This is a genomic window from Streptomyces sp. NPDC088732 (assembly GCF_044751205.1).
Taxonomy (GTDB): domain Bacteria; phylum Actinomycetota; class Actinomycetes; order Streptomycetales; family Streptomycetaceae; genus Actinacidiphila.
On the sequence record NZ_JBIVLI010000001.1, the window covers coordinates 50,892 to 68,282 of the forward strand.

Annotated in this window: 15 protein-coding genes; 10 read left to right on the top strand and 5 right to left on the bottom strand. The window is 73.0% G+C overall.

Going from position 1 to position 17,391, the window contains the following annotated elements; all coding sequences use genetic code 11:
- Positions 1–12: 12 nt before the first annotated feature.
- Complete coding sequence (locus ACIP9H_RS00190) at positions 13–1,434, top strand: hydrolase (protein ID WP_401585474.1); 1,422 nt, start codon at positions 13–15, stop codon at positions 1,432–1,434.
- Here the strand turns inward: ACIP9H_RS00190 and ACIP9H_RS00195 are convergent.
- From ACIP9H_RS00195 to ACIP9H_RS00205, 3 genes are read right to left on the bottom strand one after another with little or no spacing between them, the layout of a single operon-like run.
- Positions 1,421–2,575, bottom strand: a complete 1,155-nt coding sequence (locus ACIP9H_RS00195; protein WP_401585471.1) for a glycosyltransferase — start codon at positions 2,573–2,575, stop codon at positions 1,421–1,423. The two genes, ACIP9H_RS00190 and ACIP9H_RS00195, sit on opposite strands and share 14 nt — an antisense overlap.
- Positions 2,575–3,831, bottom strand: a complete 1,257-nt coding sequence (locus tag ACIP9H_RS00200) for a nucleotide sugar dehydrogenase (RefSeq protein WP_401585468.1) — start codon at positions 3,829–3,831, stop codon at positions 2,575–2,577. Before ACIP9H_RS00200 ends, ACIP9H_RS00195 begins: the two co-directional genes overlap by 1 nt.
- Positions 3,832–3,851: 20 nt before the next feature.
- Positions 3,852–5,054 (bottom strand): glycosyltransferase, encoded by a 1,203-nt coding sequence (locus tag ACIP9H_RS00205; protein WP_401585465.1) that lies wholly within the window; start codon positions 5,052–5,054, stop codon positions 3,852–3,854.
- A gap of 293 nt (positions 5,055–5,347) precedes the next feature.
- Here ACIP9H_RS00205 and wecB point away from each other — a divergent pair, with 293 nt between their 5' ends.
- The 6 genes from wecB (at position 5,348) to ACIP9H_RS00235 (ending at position 12,697) form a co-directional block, all read left to right on the top strand.
- Positions 5,348–6,433, top strand: coding sequence for a non-hydrolyzing UDP-N-acetylglucosamine 2-epimerase (gene wecB, locus ACIP9H_RS00210; protein ID WP_401585462.1), 1,086 nt, complete (start codon positions 5,348–5,350; stop codon positions 6,431–6,433).
- Entirely contained in the window at positions 6,426–7,067 is a 642-nt protein-coding gene (locus tag ACIP9H_RS00215) for a class I SAM-dependent methyltransferase (RefSeq protein WP_401585460.1), read from the top strand. The genes wecB and ACIP9H_RS00215 overlap by 8 nt, the downstream gene beginning before the upstream one ends.
- Entirely contained in the window at positions 7,067–8,890 is a 1,824-nt protein-coding gene (locus tag ACIP9H_RS00220) for a hypothetical protein (protein WP_401585457.1), read from the top strand. Before ACIP9H_RS00215 ends, ACIP9H_RS00220 begins: the two co-directional genes overlap by 1 nt.
- The gene (locus ACIP9H_RS00225; protein WP_401585454.1) at positions 8,887–11,055 is read left to right on the top strand and encodes a glycosyltransferase; all 2,169 of its coding nucleotides are present in this window, start codon (positions 8,887–8,889) and stop codon (positions 11,053–11,055) included. Before ACIP9H_RS00220 ends, ACIP9H_RS00225 begins: the two co-directional genes overlap by 4 nt.
- A 145-nt stretch (positions 11,056–11,200) precedes the next feature.
- Positions 11,201–11,743 carry a PadR family transcriptional regulator gene (locus tag ACIP9H_RS00230; protein ID WP_401585451.1) on the top strand — a complete coding sequence of 181 codons (543 nt, stop codon included), beginning with the start codon at positions 11,201–11,203 and terminating at the stop codon, positions 11,741–11,743.
- A 33-nt stretch (positions 11,744–11,776) separates the two neighbouring features.
- A complete protein-coding gene (locus ACIP9H_RS00235; protein WP_401585449.1) occupies positions 11,777–12,697 on the top strand; it encodes a carbohydrate kinase family protein in 921 nt (306 codons plus the stop codon).
- On the opposite strand, the gene ACIP9H_RS00240 is transcribed toward ACIP9H_RS00235, so the two are convergent.
- Both ACIP9H_RS00240 and ACIP9H_RS00245 read right to left on the bottom strand, forming a co-directional pair.
- Complete coding sequence (locus tag ACIP9H_RS00240; RefSeq protein WP_401585644.1) at positions 12,673–13,689, bottom strand: DUF6745 domain-containing protein; 1,017 nt, start codon at positions 13,687–13,689, stop codon at positions 12,673–12,675. The genes ACIP9H_RS00235 and ACIP9H_RS00240 overlap by 25 nt on opposite strands.
- A gap of 88 nt (positions 13,690–13,777) precedes the next feature.
- Positions 13,778–14,104: a hypothetical protein gene (locus tag ACIP9H_RS00245; protein WP_360899440.1), complete on the bottom strand. Its 327-nt coding sequence runs from the start codon at positions 14,102–14,104 to the stop codon at positions 13,778–13,780.
- 183 nt (positions 14,105–14,287) lie between these two features.
- Between ACIP9H_RS00245 and ACIP9H_RS00250 the strand changes: the two genes are divergently transcribed.
- The 3 genes from ACIP9H_RS00250 to ACIP9H_RS00260 are packed head-to-tail and all read left to right on the top strand — an operon-like array spanning position 14,288 to position 17,391.
- A complete protein-coding gene (locus tag ACIP9H_RS00250; RefSeq protein ID WP_401585447.1) occupies positions 14,288–15,247 on the top strand; it encodes an STM4015 family protein in 960 nt (319 codons plus the stop codon).
- A gap of 7 nt (positions 15,248–15,254) precedes the next feature.
- Positions 15,255–16,220, top strand: coding sequence for an STM4015 family protein (locus tag ACIP9H_RS00255; protein WP_401585445.1), 966 nt, complete (start codon positions 15,255–15,257; stop codon positions 16,218–16,220).
- Positions 16,201–17,391 (top strand): STM4014 family protein, encoded by a 1,191-nt coding sequence (locus tag ACIP9H_RS00260; protein ID WP_401956452.1) that lies wholly within the window; start codon positions 16,201–16,203, stop codon positions 17,389–17,391. The genes ACIP9H_RS00255 and ACIP9H_RS00260 overlap by 20 nt, the downstream gene beginning before the upstream one ends.

Here is a 17,391-nt window from a genome sequence, read left to right on the forward strand (position 1 = left end):
AGGTTCTGCAGGATGCCCCGATCTGCCCCCACCCGCCGGCTCACCGCGTCCGCCGCGGTCCTCGGCGCGCTGCTCACGGCCACCGCCCTGCAGGCGGCCGCCCCCACCGCCGTCCACGCGGCCACCCCGCACCGCGTCCTGTTCGACAACGCCCACGCCGAGACGGCCGGCAACGCCGACTGGGTCATCAGCACCAGCCAGCCCGACCCGCTCGGCCAGGACGCCACCCCCTCGGCGGAAACCGACTGGACCGGCGCCCTGTCCTCCTGGGGCGTGGCCCTGCAGCGGACCGGCGCCTACTCCCTGAAGACCCTGCCGTCGGGCGGCACCATCACCTACGGCACGTCCAGCGCCACGGACCTGAAGAACTTCGACACCTTCGTGCTGCCCGAGCCGAACGTGCTGCTCACCGCCGCCGAGAAGACCGCCGTGATGAAGTTCGTGCAGGCCGGCGGCGGGCTCTTCCTCATCTCCGACCACACCGGCGCCGACCGCAACAACGACGGCGAGGACGCGGTCGAGGTCATCAACGACCTGATGGGCAACAACTCCGTCGACAGCACCGACCCGTTCGGCTTCTCCGTCGACACGCTCAGCATCGGCTCGGACTACCCGAAGGCCGTCAGCGACAGCACCAACGCCGTGCTGCACGGTTCCTTCGGCACCGTCACCAAGAGCCTGATCGCCAGCGGCACCACCGCCACCCTGAAGCCCGCCGACAACTCCTCCGTCAAGGGCCTGCTCTACCGCACCGGCTACTCCGGCAACACCGGCGCCTTCTTCGCCACCAGCACCTTCGGCAGCGGCCGGGTCGCCTTCTGGGGCGACAGCTCGCCCATCGACGACGGCACCGGCGCCTCCGGAAACACCCTCTACGACGGCTGGAACGACTCCGGCGCCACCAACGCCGCGCTCGCCCTGAACGCCACCGAGTGGCTCTCGGGCGCGACCGGCAGCGGGGGCGGGGGCGGCGGCACCTGCACCGCCGCCCAACTGCTCGGCAACCCGGGCTTCGAGTCGGGCAGCACCGCCTGGACGGCCTCCAGCGGTGTCATCACCAACTCGGCGGACCAGGCGGCCCGCACCGGCTCCTACAAGGCGTGGCTCGACGGCTACGGTTCCGCGCACACCGACACCCTCGCCCAGACGGTGACGATCCCCGCGGCCTGCACCTCGGCCACGTTCAGCTTCTACCTGCACGTGGACACCGACGAGACCACCACGACCACGGCCTACGACAAGCTGACCGCGGCCGCCGGCTCCACCACCCTGGGCACCTGGTCCAACCTGGACGCCGGCTCCGGCTGGGCGCTCAAGAGCTTCAGCCTCGCCGGCTTCGCGGGCCAGACGGTGACGCTCAGGTTCACCGGCACCGAGGGCTCGCAGATCCCGACGTCCTTCGTCATCGACGACACCGCGCTCACCGTGAGGTGATCGCCGCGGCACCCGGCTGGGCGGCGGCGGCAGCGGCCGCTGCCGCCCAGTCCTCCAGACCTGCGACGAACTCCCCAGCCCGGTCGGGCCAGTTGAGAACCGACAGCGCCGCCGCGTGCCCCCGCGCGCCCATCAGGCCGCGCAGCTCCGCGTCGGTGCGCAGCCGCCGCACGGCCTCCGCCGCCGCGGCGGGGTCCTCGTAGGGCACGAGGATCCCGCAGTCGTGCTCCTTGACCAGATCGGCAGCGAGCGGGTTGGGGGTGCTGACGACGGGGATGCCGTACGCCATGTACTCCACGACCTTGGTCGGCCGGGAATGGCGGTAATTGGCCTCGTCACGCAGCAGGGACATCCCGGCGAGCGCTCCGCGCAGCCGGCCGAGCGCCTCGTCGTTGGGCAGGAAACCGTGCCAGCGCAGCACGCCGTCGCGGTCGGCGGCGGACAGTAAAGCCCGAACGTCGCCGTCGGCGGCGCCGATCACCTCGACCTTGACCTCAGGGGCCAGCAGCCGTGCCATGGCGATGAGTTCCTCGGTGCCCCGGGCACGGGACAGCTGCCCGAGGTAGACCACCCGGTCGTCGCCCGGGGGCACCGGGTTGCCCGGCGGCACCGTCACCAGGTTGGGCACGACGGGGTGGATGCGCCGGAACCTCTCCTGGTAGGCGTCCTCGGCGAGCAGCAGGTGCAGATGCCGTTCGGCGATCCGCTCCGCGGCGCGCACCGCGAGCCGCACCGGCGGGCGCAGCAGCTTCGGCACCCAGCCCTTCATCGCGATCGCCGCCGCCGTGTCCTCGTGCACGTCCCAGACCACGGCGGGCCGCCGGGCGCCGATGCGCCGCCAGTGCCGCAGCGCACCGGGCAGGGCGAGCAGCAGCTCCGGGTCGTGCAGCAGGACGACGTCCGCCGCGGGTCCGCGCGCGTCGAGCATCCGGCGCGCGGCCCGCACCGCGGCGCGCCGGTCGCGCCCCATGGCGCGCGGCAGATCGACCGCTTCCACGTCGGGCCGTGGCGTCACGCCCCGCGCGCTGAAGGGCGCGGCGTACGTGACGGTGTGCCCGCGGTCGAGGAGCGCCGCGATCTGCCTGTGCATTATCCGGGCGTCCTCGGGGTGGTGCACGATGGTCACCACAAGAACGTGCATCACAGCACCTCGACGTCGGGCCGGTTCACGCGTCCGCGCGTGTCGAACAGCAGGCGCGCCCGATCGGCGATGTCCTGCAGGTCGTACGCGCTGTGGTCCTGGAGAAGGATGGTCAGGTCGTGCTCAGCCAGGGCGGAGGGCAGGTCCCCGGCCGGTGCCACCGGCTTGCCGTCGACGGTCCAGCTGTCCACGTACGGGTCGTCATAGCTCACATGGGCGCCGAGCTTGCGCAGCAGCCGGGCGATGGGGATCGCCGGGGTCTCCCGCTGGTCGGCGATGTCGGGCTTGTAGGTGACGCCGAGCAGCAGCACCCGTGAGCCGTTCACGGGCTTGCCCGCCTCGTTGAGAAGGTCCTGCGAACGGCGCACCACGTACTCGGGCATGCGGTGGTTGATCTCCCTGGCGAGCTCGACGAAGCGGAACTCGTAGCCGAGGGTGCGGACCTTGTAGGAAAGGTAGTTCGGGTCGATGGGGATGCAGTGGCCGCCGACGCCGGCGCCGGGCCGGAAGGCCTGGAAGCCGAACGGCTTGGTCGCCGCGCAGTCGATGGCGTTCCAGATGTCGACGTCGAGTTCGCGGCAGAGCACCGCCAGCTCGTTGACCAGCGCGATGTTGACGTGCCGGTAGGTGTTCTCCAGCAGCTTGGCCATCTCGGCCTCGCGGGTGCCCTTGGCCTGGACGACGGTGTCGACCAGCTTGCTGTAGAAGGCGACGGCGCGCTCCGCGCACTCCGGGGTGTGCCCGCCCACGATCTTGGGGGTCTCGCGCAGGCCGTACTTCTTGTTGCCCGGGTCGATGCGCTCGGGTGAGAAGGCGAGCGCGAAGTCCACTCCCGCGCGAAGTCCCGAGCGTTCCAGGATGGGCCGCAGGACCTCGTCCGTGGTGCCCGGGTAGGTCGTCGACTCCAGGACGACCAGCATCCCGGGCCGCAGGCGGGCCGCGATGGCCTCACCGGCGCCGGTGACGGCGGTGAGGTCGGGCCCGCCGTCGGCGGACAGCGGGGTCGGGACGCAGATGATGACCGTCTGGGCCTCCGAGAGGCTGTCCGGCGCGGTGCTGGCGGTGAAACCCGCCGCCAGCATCCGCTCCAGATCGAGGTCGGAGACATCGTCCACGTGGGAACGGCCGGCGTTGAGCCCGTCCACCACTCTGGCGTCGAGGTCGTGCCCCACCACACTGAGTCCCACTGCCGTGGCTTCGCGGGCGAGAGGAAGTCCCACGTATCCGAGGCCTACAACTGCGAGGTCCACCGTCATTTGCCGCACCATCCCGAGCGCTATGAGGCGCCCAGCCTCCGGTAGGCGTCGCGCGTCCGCCCGGCGATATGTGCCCAGGTACGATCACTAGCCACTCGGGTGCGGGCAGCCTCACCCATGATCCGTCGTAGTTTCGCACTATAGAGCAATACTTCGAGCGTTTCTGCCCACGCGTAAGGATCGTCTGATGAAATTAGTTTTCCGTTCACTTCGTCTTCGACGAGTTCGCCCATGGCCTTGAGATCACTTGCAGCAACAGGAAGACCACTCGCCATCGCCTCGACCGGTTTCAGTGGGGTCACCAATTGACATACCCGATCGGGCGTCCGCGGAACAGCGAAAACGTCCAATACCGCGTGATACGACCGCACCTCCGAGTAAGGTACGCGGCCGGTGAAAATCGCGCTGTCGCCGAGGCCCAACTCGGCCGCCTGCCGCTCGAGCGCCGGGCGCAACGGTCCGTCACCGACGATGAGCAGGCGCAGGGGCACGCCCCGGCGCCGCAGTTCGGCGCCCGCTGCCAGCAGGGTGCCGATGCCCTCGTGCGGGGTGAGCGTGGAGACCGTGCCGACGACGAATTCGTCCGGGGCGATACCCAGCCGGGCACGCAGCGGACCCGCGTCCGGAAGCGGTTCCAGAAAGACGTCGTCCACGGCGTTCGGCACAACGAGAATCCGCTCCTCGGGAACTCCGCGCGAGACGATCTCCTCCTTCATGGCCTCACCGAGGGTGAACACCATGTCGGCCTCGCGCATGCAGTGCGTCTCCAGCGCCCGCCGCTCGCGGAAGGACGCGGAGTCCGGGCTACGGCCGGGCCCCTGGGTCAGCCAGGTCTCCTCCAGGAAGCCGCGCACCTCGTACACGACGGGGAGTCCGAACGACTCGCGCAACGCCAGCGCCACTCGGCCGTTCGGGTGGTCGGTGGCCGCGTGGAGCACCGACGGGCGCAGCTGTTCGACCAGACGGGCGGCCAGTTCCGCGTTGCGGGCCAGAACGGCACCGGGTGCCGCCGGCATGGTCGCGGGCAGCAGCCGGTGGTAGGGCACCCCGTCCACCACCTGCGTGGGCCGGCCGTCCCACACACCCTGCGCCACCGGGAAGCCCAGCCGGGTGACCACCTGCGGGTCGAGCCCGGCCTGTCGCTGGGCGCGCGCGATCGCGTGGGTGCGTACGGTGTACCCGGCGTTCCGGTACGGCAGCGAGTTGGTGACCAGGTGCAGCACACGCCCCGGTACCGGGGTCCCCGGAGTACCGCGCGGCGCGAGCACCGCGGTCGGTCCGTAGGCATCACCCCCTGCACCACGGACCCGGTGCGGATCACGAGCCGGGAGCCGGGACAGGGCCCAGCCGGCGGGACGGCGGACCGGGCCCGGCGCAAGGCGCAGGGCGAGGCCGGCAGCCCGCACCGGATCGCTACGAAGATGACGGGCCGCTACGGAAGCGGCAAGAATCAAGGCACGCACAGTACGACGTCGCACAAGTCCACCCTACGCACCTCCACCCAACAGGAGTCACCGTGCTCGGCTCGGTAGTCCATGTAGTCGGCGCCAGGCCGAACTTCGTCAAGGCCGCCCCCGTGGTCGCCGCGTTGCGGGCAGCGGGTCAGCCGCAGTCCGTCGTGCACACGGGGCAGCACTACGACGAGCGCATGTCGGACATCTTCTTCCGGGAACTCGGCCTGCCCGAGCCGGATGTGGACCTCGGCGTCGGCTCCGGCAGCCACGCGCGGCAGACCGCCGCGCTGCTGGTCGCGCTGGAGGACGAGCTGTCCGCCCGCTCCCCCGCACTCGTCACCGTCTACGGTGACGTGAACTCCACGCTCGCGGCGGCGCTCGTCGCGTCGAAGCTGGGACTGCCGGTCGCCCACGTCGAGTCGGGGCTCCGCAGCTTCGACATGACCATGCCGGAGGAGGTCAACCGGCGGGTGACCGACCAGCTGTCCGACCTGCTCTTCGTCACCAGCCCCGAGGGCGTCGGCCATCTCGCCAACGAGGGTGTGGACCCGGCACGGGTGCACTTCGTGGGCAACCCCATGATCGACACCCTCATGTCCCACCTGCCGCGCTTCGACCCCGAGGCGGCCCGCGCCGCGCACGGACTGTCCGAACGCTACGGCGTGGTGACCCTGCACCGTCCGGCCAACGTCGACGACCCGGCCGCGGCGGCCGCCGCCGTGCAGGCACTGCGCGGCGCCGCCGAGCAGCTGGAGCTGGTGATCCCGCTGCACCCGCGCGGACGCGCCGCCCTGGAGGCGGCGGGCCTGGCCGGGGCGCCGGGCGTGCGGATCGTCGAACCGCTCGGATACCTCGACTTCATGGGCCTGCTGCGCGGCGCCACCGCCGTCATCACCGACTCCGGCGGCGTGCAGGAGGAGACGACCGTACTCGGCGTGCCGTGCCTGACGCTGCGCCCCAACACCGAGCGCCCGGTGACCGTCACCCACGGCACCAACCGGCTGGTGGACCCCGACAGCCTGGTGCCCGCGCTGCTCAAGGTGCTGAACGGCGGGCTGGCCGCCCCGGAGGGGCCGCCCCTGTGGGACGGCCGCTCGGGCGAGCGCATCGCCAGGATCATGACCGAATGGCTGGAGCACCATGTCTGATCCGTCGGGGCAGAAGACCCGGGACTACTGGGAGAACCGCCACCGGCGCCACGACGAGTTGGCCTCCAGCGGGCACATCGGCCTGGAACGCGCGGGCAACGAGGTCTTCTACGCCGTCCGCCTGGCCGAGCTGCTGCGCCACACCGGCGACGCCGGCAACGGCACCGACCCCTTGTTCGTGCTCGACGCCGGCTGCGGCAAGGGGTGGTTCGCCCGCGCCCTGAGCCGCTGCGGCCACCGCGTCGACGCCTTCGACGCCAGCCCCGAGGCCGTCGAGCAGGCCCGCGCACTCGGCGGCGGCCCGCGCTACGCGGTCTCGCAGCTCGACGCGTGGCGCAGCCCGTGGCTGTACGACGTGGTGCTCGGCGTCGATGTGCTCTTCCACGTCATGGACGACGCGCTCTGGGAGTCGTCCCTGATCAACCTCGCCTCCCTGGTGCGCCTGACCGGCCGTCTCATCGTCTCCGACGAGGACGCGCCGGTCCGGACGCCCCGGGGCGACTACATCCTGCACCGCCCCGCGGCCGAGTACCGGGCCGTCGTGGAACCGCTGGGCCTGCGCCACACGGGTTTCACGCCGTACGGTTTCCGGGAGAACCGGGTCGGTTTCCATGTCTTCACGAGGACCTCCTGATGCGCCTGCTCGATCTGCTCCACCCGCACCTTGACGGCGTGACCGAGATCGTCGACGCGACCGGCGGCGGCATTCCCCTCGAGCCGTATCTGCACCTGCCCGAGGGCATCGGCCTCACCCGCTCCGGCCCGGACGACCGGGAACCGGTCGGCGAGGGACAGCTCCTCCTGCTGTCGTACGGCCCGGATCCCGCGCGGCACGGAAACGAAGAAGCGTTCACGGCCGCACTCGGCCGGATGCGGCCCGGCGGCCGCGGCCTCGTCGTCTTCGGCCACACCACGACCGAACTGCCCTACCACCGGCTGCTGGACGGGCTGGTCGCCCACCGCTGCCAGGTGCTGCGCGCCGCCGGGCTGGGCTACGTCCACCTGCACGGCGGCGCCGTCTTCGCGTGCACCGACAGCCTGCTGCCGCTCCACGACGGTGCGGGCCGCCCGGTGCCCGGCGAGGGCGACGGCAACGCCACCGCGCTGCGCATCGCCGGCGAGTACGTCCTGACCGACTTCGTCTCACGCGCCCAGCGCGACCGGCTGCTCGACCTGGAACGGCGCCACGAGGAGGACAGCCGGGCCCTGGAGACGCTGCGCGACGAGAGCGGCGCGGACCGGGCGGTCGCCGCGGTCCGCGAACGCGACCAGATCGCCGCGGCGCTGCGCCAGGCCCGGGACCGGGTCGGCGTGCTGGAGGCCCGGGTCGCCATGCTCCAGGGCTCCACCTCGCTGCGGGTCGGCCAGGTGCTGATCTCCGCGGCCCGCTCCCCGCTGCGCGGCTCGGCACGGCTGCCGCGCGAGCTGTACGGGATGTGGCGCGGGCGCAGCAAGAGCGGCGGGCCGGTCGCGGCCCGGCCGAAGACGGGTGCCTCCGCGCTGGCCGAGGCCGCCGCGGCCGACGGGGACCGGCTGCACCTCGCGCACCGCGCCTTCTCCGCGGGGCCCCGGGACCGCCTGGTCGTCGCCGGTGTGCTCAACGCGGCGACGGCGGCCGACTTCGCCCATGACGCGGTCGTCAACCGCGCGCTGCCGCACGACGCCACGCTCGTCGCGGAGCGCACGGACCCCGACGTGCTGGTCGTGCAGCTCAGCGCCTGCACGGGCCCCGGCCCGTGGACGCACACCGGCACCGGACTCGCGCCCGACCTGGACCGGCGGCTCGCCGAGCTGCTCTCGACCGCGCGCGCCGCGGGCCGCCCGACCGTCCTGTGGCGCGACGGTCCCGCGTCGGGCGCCCCGGGGCTGTCCCGCTTCCCCTGGGACGCCGTCATCGACGGCGACACCGGCGTGCAGCCGGCCCGGCTGGACCTGGCGACCACGGAACGGGCCGACCTGCGGGAGATCTTCGCCGCCCGGGCCACCCGGGTCCGGCTGTCGCAGCTCGCCCGGATCGCCGGCGCCGTCGACCCGCTGGACGGCCGGCGCATCGCCGTGCTCGCCGACCCGCGTGACGGCGAGGAGATCTCCCGGCTCATCGGGCAGGTCCTGGCGCAGCTCCACCGGCCCGCCGAGGTGCTGGTTCCCACGCCCGGCACGGAACTGGCGGAACTCACCGCCGGCGGTGTCACCGTACGGGCCTCCGGCGACGGGCCGACCACGCCCTGGGTCGCCGACTGGACCGACCTCGGCGAGGAACGCGAGGCGGCCCACCTTCTCGACCTGATGTGCGCCCAGGAGTGCTCCGGCGCCGACGCGGTCGGCTACAGCGCCGACGGCTCGGGGTTCGTGCCGCAGGTCAACGGGTTCCGGCCCGCACTCGTCCGCAAGTCACTGTGGCGCGCCCCGGAGGGCGCGGCACGGCTGTTCACGATCCGCCAGGAGGACGCACGATGACGGCGCCGCGCACGATTCGCGCGATGGTCTACGGGGACGTGGACCTCAATCTCATCGACGGCTCCGCGGTCTGGGCGCAGTCGATGGTGCAGGCCCTGTCGCTGGCGGGGTGCGAGGTCCGGCTGGTCCTCAAGGCACCGGTGCGCACCGGGCGGCTGGTCGACCCGCTCGCGGCTCTGCCGGGTGTCACCGTCGTGACGACCGACCGGGTGCTCTCCCCCGTCCAGGCCTCGCGGAAGCTGCGTGCCCTGGACGAGGAGCAGCCCTGCGACCTGCTGGTGCTGCGCGGCCGCCGGGCGGTCACCCAGATCGTGGCGGACGGCGACTTCGACGGGCGGATCTGGGCGTACCTGACCGACATCCCGCAGTCGGCGGCGGAGATGACCGCCGAGGCCGCCCAGGACCTGGCCCGGATCGCCGAGGCCTCGCAGCAGTTGCTGTGCCAGACCGAGGAACTGCGCTGCTTCATCGAGGCGTACGTGCCCGAGGCCTGCGGCAAGTGCGTGCTCTACCCGCCGAGCGTGCCGCTGCCCGACTTCGACCTGCAGGAGCACCAGGCGGCGGGTGACCCCGTACGCATGGTCTACACGGGCAAGTTCGCGCCGCGCTGGAACACCCTGGAGATGACGGAGCTGCCGCGCGCGCTCGCCGCGCGCGGTGTGCGGGCCGAGCTCCACACGGTGGGCGACAAGATCCATGAGGACCCGCTGCACCCGGAGTTCCACGACCGCATGGAGCGCGCGCTCGGCACCACCCCGGGCGTGGTGCACCACGGCGGCATGCCCCGCCAGGAGGCGATGCGGATCGCGGCGGGCTGCGACGTGGGGCTCGGCTGGCGCCACCCGGATCTGGACGCGAGCCTCGAACTGTCCACGAAGGTGCTGGAGTTCGGCACCCTGGGGCTGCCGGTGGTGCTCAACCGCACACCCGCGCACGAGGCACTGCTCGGTGCCGACTACCCGCTCTTCGTCCCCGGCCGCGGGACCCTGGAGGACGCGGCGGAGGCGGTGGCCGTCGCCGCCGGCTCCAAGGAGGCCTACCGGCTGGCGGCGAAGCGCTGCCAGGAGGCCGCGGCGCACTTCTCGCTGGAACGGGCCGCCGAGCGGCTGCGCGGTCACCTCGACCGGGCCTTCCCCCCGGAGCCGGCGGGACTCGGGAAGCGCACGCGGCCACTGCGCGTCGTGGTGGCCAGCCACGACCTGAAGTTCTTCACCCGGCTGCTCGACCACTTCCAGGCACTGCCCGGGGTCGAGGTGCGCATCGACGCGTGGCCCGCGCTGGCCAAGCACGATGTGGCGGTCAGCCGTGAACTGGCCGCCTGGGCCGATGTCGTGGTCGTGGAATGGTGCGGCCCGGCGGCCATCTGGTACAGCCACAACAAGCGGCGCGGCTCCCGGCTGCTGGTCCGGCTGCACCGCTTCGAGCTGTACGCGGGCTACCCCGACAAGGTCGACATCGACGCCGTCGACCAGATCGTCTGCGTCAGCCCGCACTACAGCGAGCTGACCCGCGAGCGCACCGGCTGGCCGGCCGAGAAGATCGTGACGATCCCCAACTGGGTGGACGACCGCCAGCTCGACCGTCCCAAGTCCGCCGACGCCCGCTACCGCCTGGGCATGATCGGCATCGCCCCCGCCCGCAAGCGGCTGGACCTGGGGCTGGACGTGCTGGAGGCACTGCGCGCGCGGGACCCGCGCTGGCAGCTGTCGGTGAAGTCCAAGATGCCGTGGGACTACTGGTGGATCTGGAACAAGCCTGAGGAGCGCACGCACTACGACGCGATCCTGCGCCGGGTGCAGTCCGCTCCGCTGCTGGAGGACGCGGTCGTCTTCGACAGTTTCGGCGCCGACGTGGCCAGTTGGCTGCGGCGGATCGGCTTCGTGCTCTCCACGAGCGACGACGAGAGCTTCCACCTGGCCCCGGCCGAGGGAATGGCCTCCGGCGCCGTCCCGGCACTGCTGCCCTGGCCGGGCGCGGACACGATCTACGACCGCCGGTGGATCCACGATTCCCCCGAGGCGATGGCGGATGCGATCCACACCCTGGTCGAGGACGGCTGGGAGGCCGAGGCCGGGCACGCGCGCGGCTGGCTCCGGGAGTCCTTCGGCCTGGACAAGGTCCGCGCCGCGTGGACCGAGCTGCTCACCGGCTCCGCGGCACACTGAGCGGCCGAGCCGCGGGACGGGCGATCACCCGTCCCGCGGCCGGACCGTGGCCGTCCCGGACGGCACGGGACGCCTCACTCCTGACATGTCCGGCGGGGACTGTCCACCCGCCACCTGTCAAAGGTGACATGTTACGATGCGCGGCATGAGCCTGCGCCATGCCGTCCTCGGGCTGCTCACCGAGCGCCCGGCCAGCGGGTACGACCTGCTCGGAAGGTTCCAGACGTCACTGGTCAACGTCTGGCCCGCGACCCAGAGCCAGCTGTACACCGAGCTGAACCGGCTCGCCGACGCCGGGCTGGTCGCCGTCACCGCCGAGGGCCCGCGCGGCCGCAAGGAGTACACGCTCACCGACGAGGGCCGCCGGGAACTGCTGCACTGGCTCGTCGAGGTGGAACCGCAGCGCGTCCGCCGCAGCGACGGACTGCTGCGCGTGTTCTTCCTCAACCAGGTCGCCCCGGAGCAGGCCAGGACGTACGTGGAGCGCGAGGGCACGACCGCGGTCGCGTACCACCAGGAACTGGCCGAACTGGAACGCACCGTCGACTGGGACGAGGGCGACCTCTCCTTCTACGGCCGGCTCGCCCTGGAATGGGGGCTGCGCTTCACCCGCATGCAGGAGGAGTGGGCCCAGTGGGCGTCCGAACGTATCGCCGAGCGCACGTCCGAACGGCCGCCACAGCCGTAACATGGCGCACCGGGCGGTCTATTGGAGGTGCACATGACCACGGATGAGGCGCTGTACGACATCCTCGTCGTCGGCGGTTCGGGAGTGGACACGGTGGTGCGGGTCGACAGCCTGCCCGTGCCGGCCGCGGACTCCCTCGGTGTGCCGCCGATCCTGGAGTGGCCGGGGCAGACCGGTGGCAATGTGGCGCTCGGCTGCCGCGCGCTCGGGATGACGGTGAAGTTCCTCGACTTCACCGGCGACGACTGGCTCGGCGGCCTGGTCCGCGAGCGCCTCACCAAGGGCGACGTGGACTTCGAGGCACTGATCTCACCGGCGGGCACCCGCCGGGCGGTGAACCTGGTGGACACCACCGGGCGCCGTATGTCCTTCTACGACGGCCGTGACCCCGCGGACCTGCGGATGCCCCGCGACTTCTACCTCCCGCACCTGCGGCGCGCCCGGCACGTGCATCTGTCGATCTCGCACTTCACCCGCTTCCTGTACGACGACATCGAGGCGCTGGGCCTGCCCGTCTCCACCGATCTGCACGACTGGGACGGACTCGCTGAGCACCAGCGGGAGTTCGCCCGCCGCTCCGACCTGGTGTTCCTCAGCGCGGCGGGCTCGGGCGAGCGCATCGCGGACGTCATGCGCGGCATCCTGCGCGACGGACGCGCCACGGCGGTTGTCGCCACCGCCGGCGCCGGGGGCGCCTACCTCCTGGCGCGCGACGGCGGACGGACCCCGCGGCACATCCCCGCCGTGCCCCCGCCCGGCCCCGTGCGGGACTCCAACGGCGCGGGCGACGCCTTCGTCTGCGGCTTCCTGTACGGAAGGGCGCGCGGCCTGGACTTCGCCGAGAGTGCCCGGCTCGGCGCGGTCGCCGGCGCGCACGCCTGCGCCACGGAGGGCAATGCCGCCCTCGTGGACGCGGAGACCCTGGACGCTCAGGTCTCCCGTTCCGGTATGTAGTCCGCCTCCTCCAGGCCGAAGGTCCAGGCGACGCCCTCCCGCGCGGTCCGGGTCCGCGGCGGCACCCGCAGCCAGTACGTGCGGTGGGTGCCGTCCGGCTCCGGCGTGGAGTTGACGACCTCGACCATCACGAGCGGTTCGTCCCCCACCAGCTCGATCCGCCACAGCACGCCGGCCGCGTCGCGCTGCACCGGCTGCGCCCCGGACTCCTCCAAGTAGCGGTCGTAGCCGTAGAACTCCAGCATCACCCGGCGCAGCTCCGCGTTCTCCTCCTCGCGTATCCGGGCCGGGGTCAGCTCCGACAGCCCGTCGAGGAACGCGGCCGGCACCGGCATGCCGCGCCATGCGTGCAGGGCGAAGCCGTCGGGGAAGGCGAGCGCGGGGCCGTCGCCCCGGTCGAGGCGGCCGGCCTCGTCCCGGTGCAGTTCCACGGGGCGTTCGGCGACGACGGCGATCCGCTCGTACGGCCACCACCAGCCCGCGGACCGGGCCACCGCGGCCAGCCCCGCCAAGTCCCCGGTGCCCTCCTGGCCGTCGAACGCCGCGAGCCAGGCCGCGTCGTGCTGGCCGAGGACCGCGTCGAGCAGGGCCGAGCGGACCGCCGGCTCCCCGCCGGGCACATTCGCGGCGGACTCGGCGACCCCGGTCCGTATCCGCTCGGCGAGCAGCACGGTGCCGTCCCACAACGGGGCCCCGGTCAGGGCCCAGTGGGCCGCCCATCCGGCCGGGCCCATCCGCTCGGCGACCCGCTCCCGTGCCGCCGCCCACGGCAGGGTGCGCACCCGCTCGCGGACACTCGGGCCCGCGGACCCCTCCCGCCTCAGTCGGGCCGCGAGGGCCACGCCCTCCCGGGGCGAACCGGCCCACACGATGCGTTCCGGCACGGGCAGACCCGCCAGCCGGTAGGACTGCCGCACCCCCTCCTCGGCCGCCGCGCGGTCTGCCGGGCCCGTCGCCGCGGCGACCTCGCGCCACACCGCGGCCGTCTCCATCGGGGTCGCCGCCGCCCCGATCGCCGCTTCCACCGCCACTGCCCCTGCTGCCTCTGCCACCGTCATCGCTCCCGCTCCCCGGTCCTTCTCAGTCCGCCACGACGCGCACCGCGCCGGGCACGTACTCGCGCTGCCGCACCACCCGGTACCAGCCCTTCGGCAGGGGTATGGCGGCGTGCTCCTCGTGCACCACCCGTCCCCCGTCGGGGAGATGGAGGTACGCCACCCCGAAGGGCCCCGCCTCGCGCACCAGCGTGCCGGGCCCGACGACCGCGTGGGCGTGGCCGGTCACCTCGCCGAGCGCGAGCACGAGCCTGCCCCGCCCGTCCCTCGGCTGCCGCGGCAGCCGGTCCGTGCCCGGTGGCACGGCGGCCTCCGCGACGGGCACGATCAGGACGTCCCCCTGCCGGTACATGCGTGTCTCCCTTCGCCGTCGGCGCGCCTCGCCGACCCGATGTCCACGACGCTACGCGGGGGGTCCGACAACGGCCCCGCGCGGCTTCGCCGTCCACAGCCCGCGCGTACCGCTGTCGGAGGGGCTTGGTACAACTCTTCGCGAGCGCAGAGCACCGGCCCGTCACGTCAGGAGACCAGCGACATGTCCCACGTCGAACACCTGCAGGAACTGCACGGCCTGCCGGCCTTCGCATTCCCCGGACCCGACGCCCGGCGGGAACTTCCGGAGGCCGGGGCCGTGGCCTGGCGGCTGGCCGTCGACCCCTACCGCAACAACGCCCCGGAGACGTTCGAGGCGTTGTGGGACCGGTTCCTCAATACGGTGGACACGGCATCGGTCCGCGCCCTCGTGATCGGCCAGTGGGGCGAGCCCTACGACAACGACTCCGGGGTCGTCGTACAGCGGCTCGTCGAAGCCCGGGACCGGCTGACCGCCCTGCAGGCCGTGTTCATCGGCGACCTGGAGATGGAGGAGGCCGAGATCTCCTGGATCGAGCAGTCCGACGTCACCCCGGTCCTCGACGCCTATCCGCTGCTGGAGGAGTTCGGCGTCCGCGGCGGCACGGGCCTGCGCTTCCCCGCGGTGAGCCACAAGCGCCTGCGCACGCTGTGCTTCGAGGCCGGCGGCCTGCCCGGCGAGGTGGTGCGCGGTGTCGCGGCGAGCGAACTGCCCGCGCTGGAGTACCTGGAGCTGTGGCTCGGCGTCGACGAGTACGGCGGCGACGCGACGGTCGCCGACCTCGCCCCGCTCCTCGCCGGTGGCCGCCTGCCCGCACTGCGCCATCTCGGCCTGCGCAACAGCGAGATACAGGACGAGATCGCCGCCGCCGTCGCCTCCGCGCCGGTCGTGGCACAGCTCAAGTCGCTGGACCTGTCGCTGGGTGTGCTCACCGACGAGGGCGTCGCCGCCCTCCTGGCCGGTCAGCCTCTCACCCATCTGTCCTGGCTGGACCTGCACCACAACTTCGTGAGCGACCCGGTCGCCGAACGGGTGCGCGCGGCTCTGGAGCCCTCCGGCGTCGAGGTCGACCTGTCCGAGCCCGGTGACGAGGACGAGGACGAGGACGGCTCCGTCTTCCGCTACACCGCCGTGGCGGAGTGAGGCAGCCATGACCTTCGCCGAACACCTTCGGACTCTGCACGGGCTGCCCGTGCACACCCTGACCGGGACCGACCGGGCAGATCTGCCCGCGGCCGGCGACGTGGCCTGGCGGCTGGACTGCTTCGCGGCCGACGAGACGCCCTTCGACGAACTGTGGCGGGGCTTCACGCAGGCCGTCGACACCCGGCAGGTGCGGGCCCTGGTCCTCGGCCCGTGGTGGGACGACGAGTACGCCGAACTGCGCCCGGCCCTGGAGCTGATCCTGGCCGACGCGGCGCGCTTCCCCGCCCTGCGCGCCCTGTTCCTCGCCGACGTCACCAGCGAGGAGTGCGAGATCTCCTGGGTCCCGCTGACCGACGTCACACCCGTGCTGGAACGCTTCCCGCTGCTGGAGGAGCTGGGGGTGCGCGGCGGGGGGTCCCACGGGGCGGGCGAGGAGCCCCTCACCCTGCGCCCGGTGCGGCACGAGGCGCTGCGCGTGCTGCGCTTCGAGTCCGGCGGACTGCCGGGGCAGGTCGTCCGCGCCGTCGGCGCCAGCGACCTGCCCGCCCTGGAGCGCCTGGAGCTGTGGCTCGGGGTGTCGAACTACGGCGGCGACGCGACCGTCGCCGACCTGGCGCCGCTGCTGGCGGGCGGCCGGCATCCGGACTTGCGTCACCTCGGTCTCCAGGACAGCGAGTTGCAGGACGAGATCGCCGCCGCTGTGGCATCCGCGCCGGTGGTGGCGCAACTGGAGTCGCTGAGCCTGTCCATGGGCACCCTCACCGACACCGGCGCCGAGGCACTGCTGAACGGGCAGCCCCTCACCCACCTCAAGCGGCTCGACCTGCACCACCACTTCCTGAGCGAGGCCGTTGCCGAGCGGGTGCGGGCCGCCTTCGGTGCCACCGGGACCGAGGTCGACCTCTCCGAGGCCCAGACGGCACGCCGGTGGCGGGACGAGGAGTGGCGCTATGTCGCCGTCTCCGAATGATCCCGCGCGGAGCGGGCCGGCCGCGGAGGCGGTCCGCTTCGCCGTCGTCGGCAATCCCGAGAACCGCCGCACGTCACTCTTCGCCGATGCCGTACGCGCCGCGAGGCACCCCGCTCCGCGGGTGCTGGCCTGGCGGGAGGTGCTGGGCGGCGGGTACGGGTTCGAGCCGGGCGAGTTCGTGCGGATCGACTCCCCCGGCGAGAACGCCGACGTGGACCGTCTGCTGCGGGGTGCCGGCGATCCGGCCCGGGTCGAGGGCTCGGCGCTGTGGTACCGCCGCTTCACCGCGGCGGTGCGGGAGGTCGCGGACGCGGCGCGCCGGGCCGGCGCGGTGCCCTCCGCCGACCCGGAGGACGTCGCCGTCATGTTCGACAAGCGGCGCTGCCACGCCCGGCTCGCCGCCGCGGGGGTCCCGGTCCCGCCCGCCCTGACCGGCCCGGTCGGCGGCTGGGACGACCTGCGGGACGGCTTGAGGGACGCGGGTGTCCCGCGGGCCTTCGTCAAGGCCGCGCACGGCTCGTCCGCATCCGGGGTCGTGGCGCTCGCCGTCGCCGGACCCGGCAGGGTCCGGGCCACCACCTCGGTGGAGACCACGGACGACGGGCGGCTGTTCAACTCGCTGCGGGTGCGGCACTACACGACCGAGCCGCAGGTTGCTGCCCTGGTCGACGCCCTGGCCCCCGACGGCCTGCACGTCGAGCGGTGGCTGCCGAAAGCCTCCCTCGGCGGCCGCGCGGCCGACCTGCGCGTGGTGGTCGTCGCAGGCCGGGCCACGCATGCCGTCGTCCGCACGAGCCGGCACCCGATGACCAACCTTCACCTCGGCGGCAGCCGCGGCGACCTCGGCGCGGCCCGCGCGGCCATCAGAGCCGCCGGAGGGGCCCTGGACGACGCGCTGCGCCTCGCGGAGCGCGCGGCGGCCTGTTTCCCGGGCACCCTCTGCGTCGGCGTCGACGTCCTGCCCGCGACGGGCTGGCGGCGCTTCGCCGTCGGCGAGGTCAACGCCTTCGGGGACCTCCTGCCGCGGCTGACCGGACTGCCCGGCAGCGGAGCCGAGGGCCTGGACACCTACGCCGCACAGGTCGCCGCCGTACCGGCCGTGATGGAGCGCGAGCGAGCACGACGCAAGGAGCGAGACCGTGAGAACCCGGCCGGCACCGCCGAAGCCTGA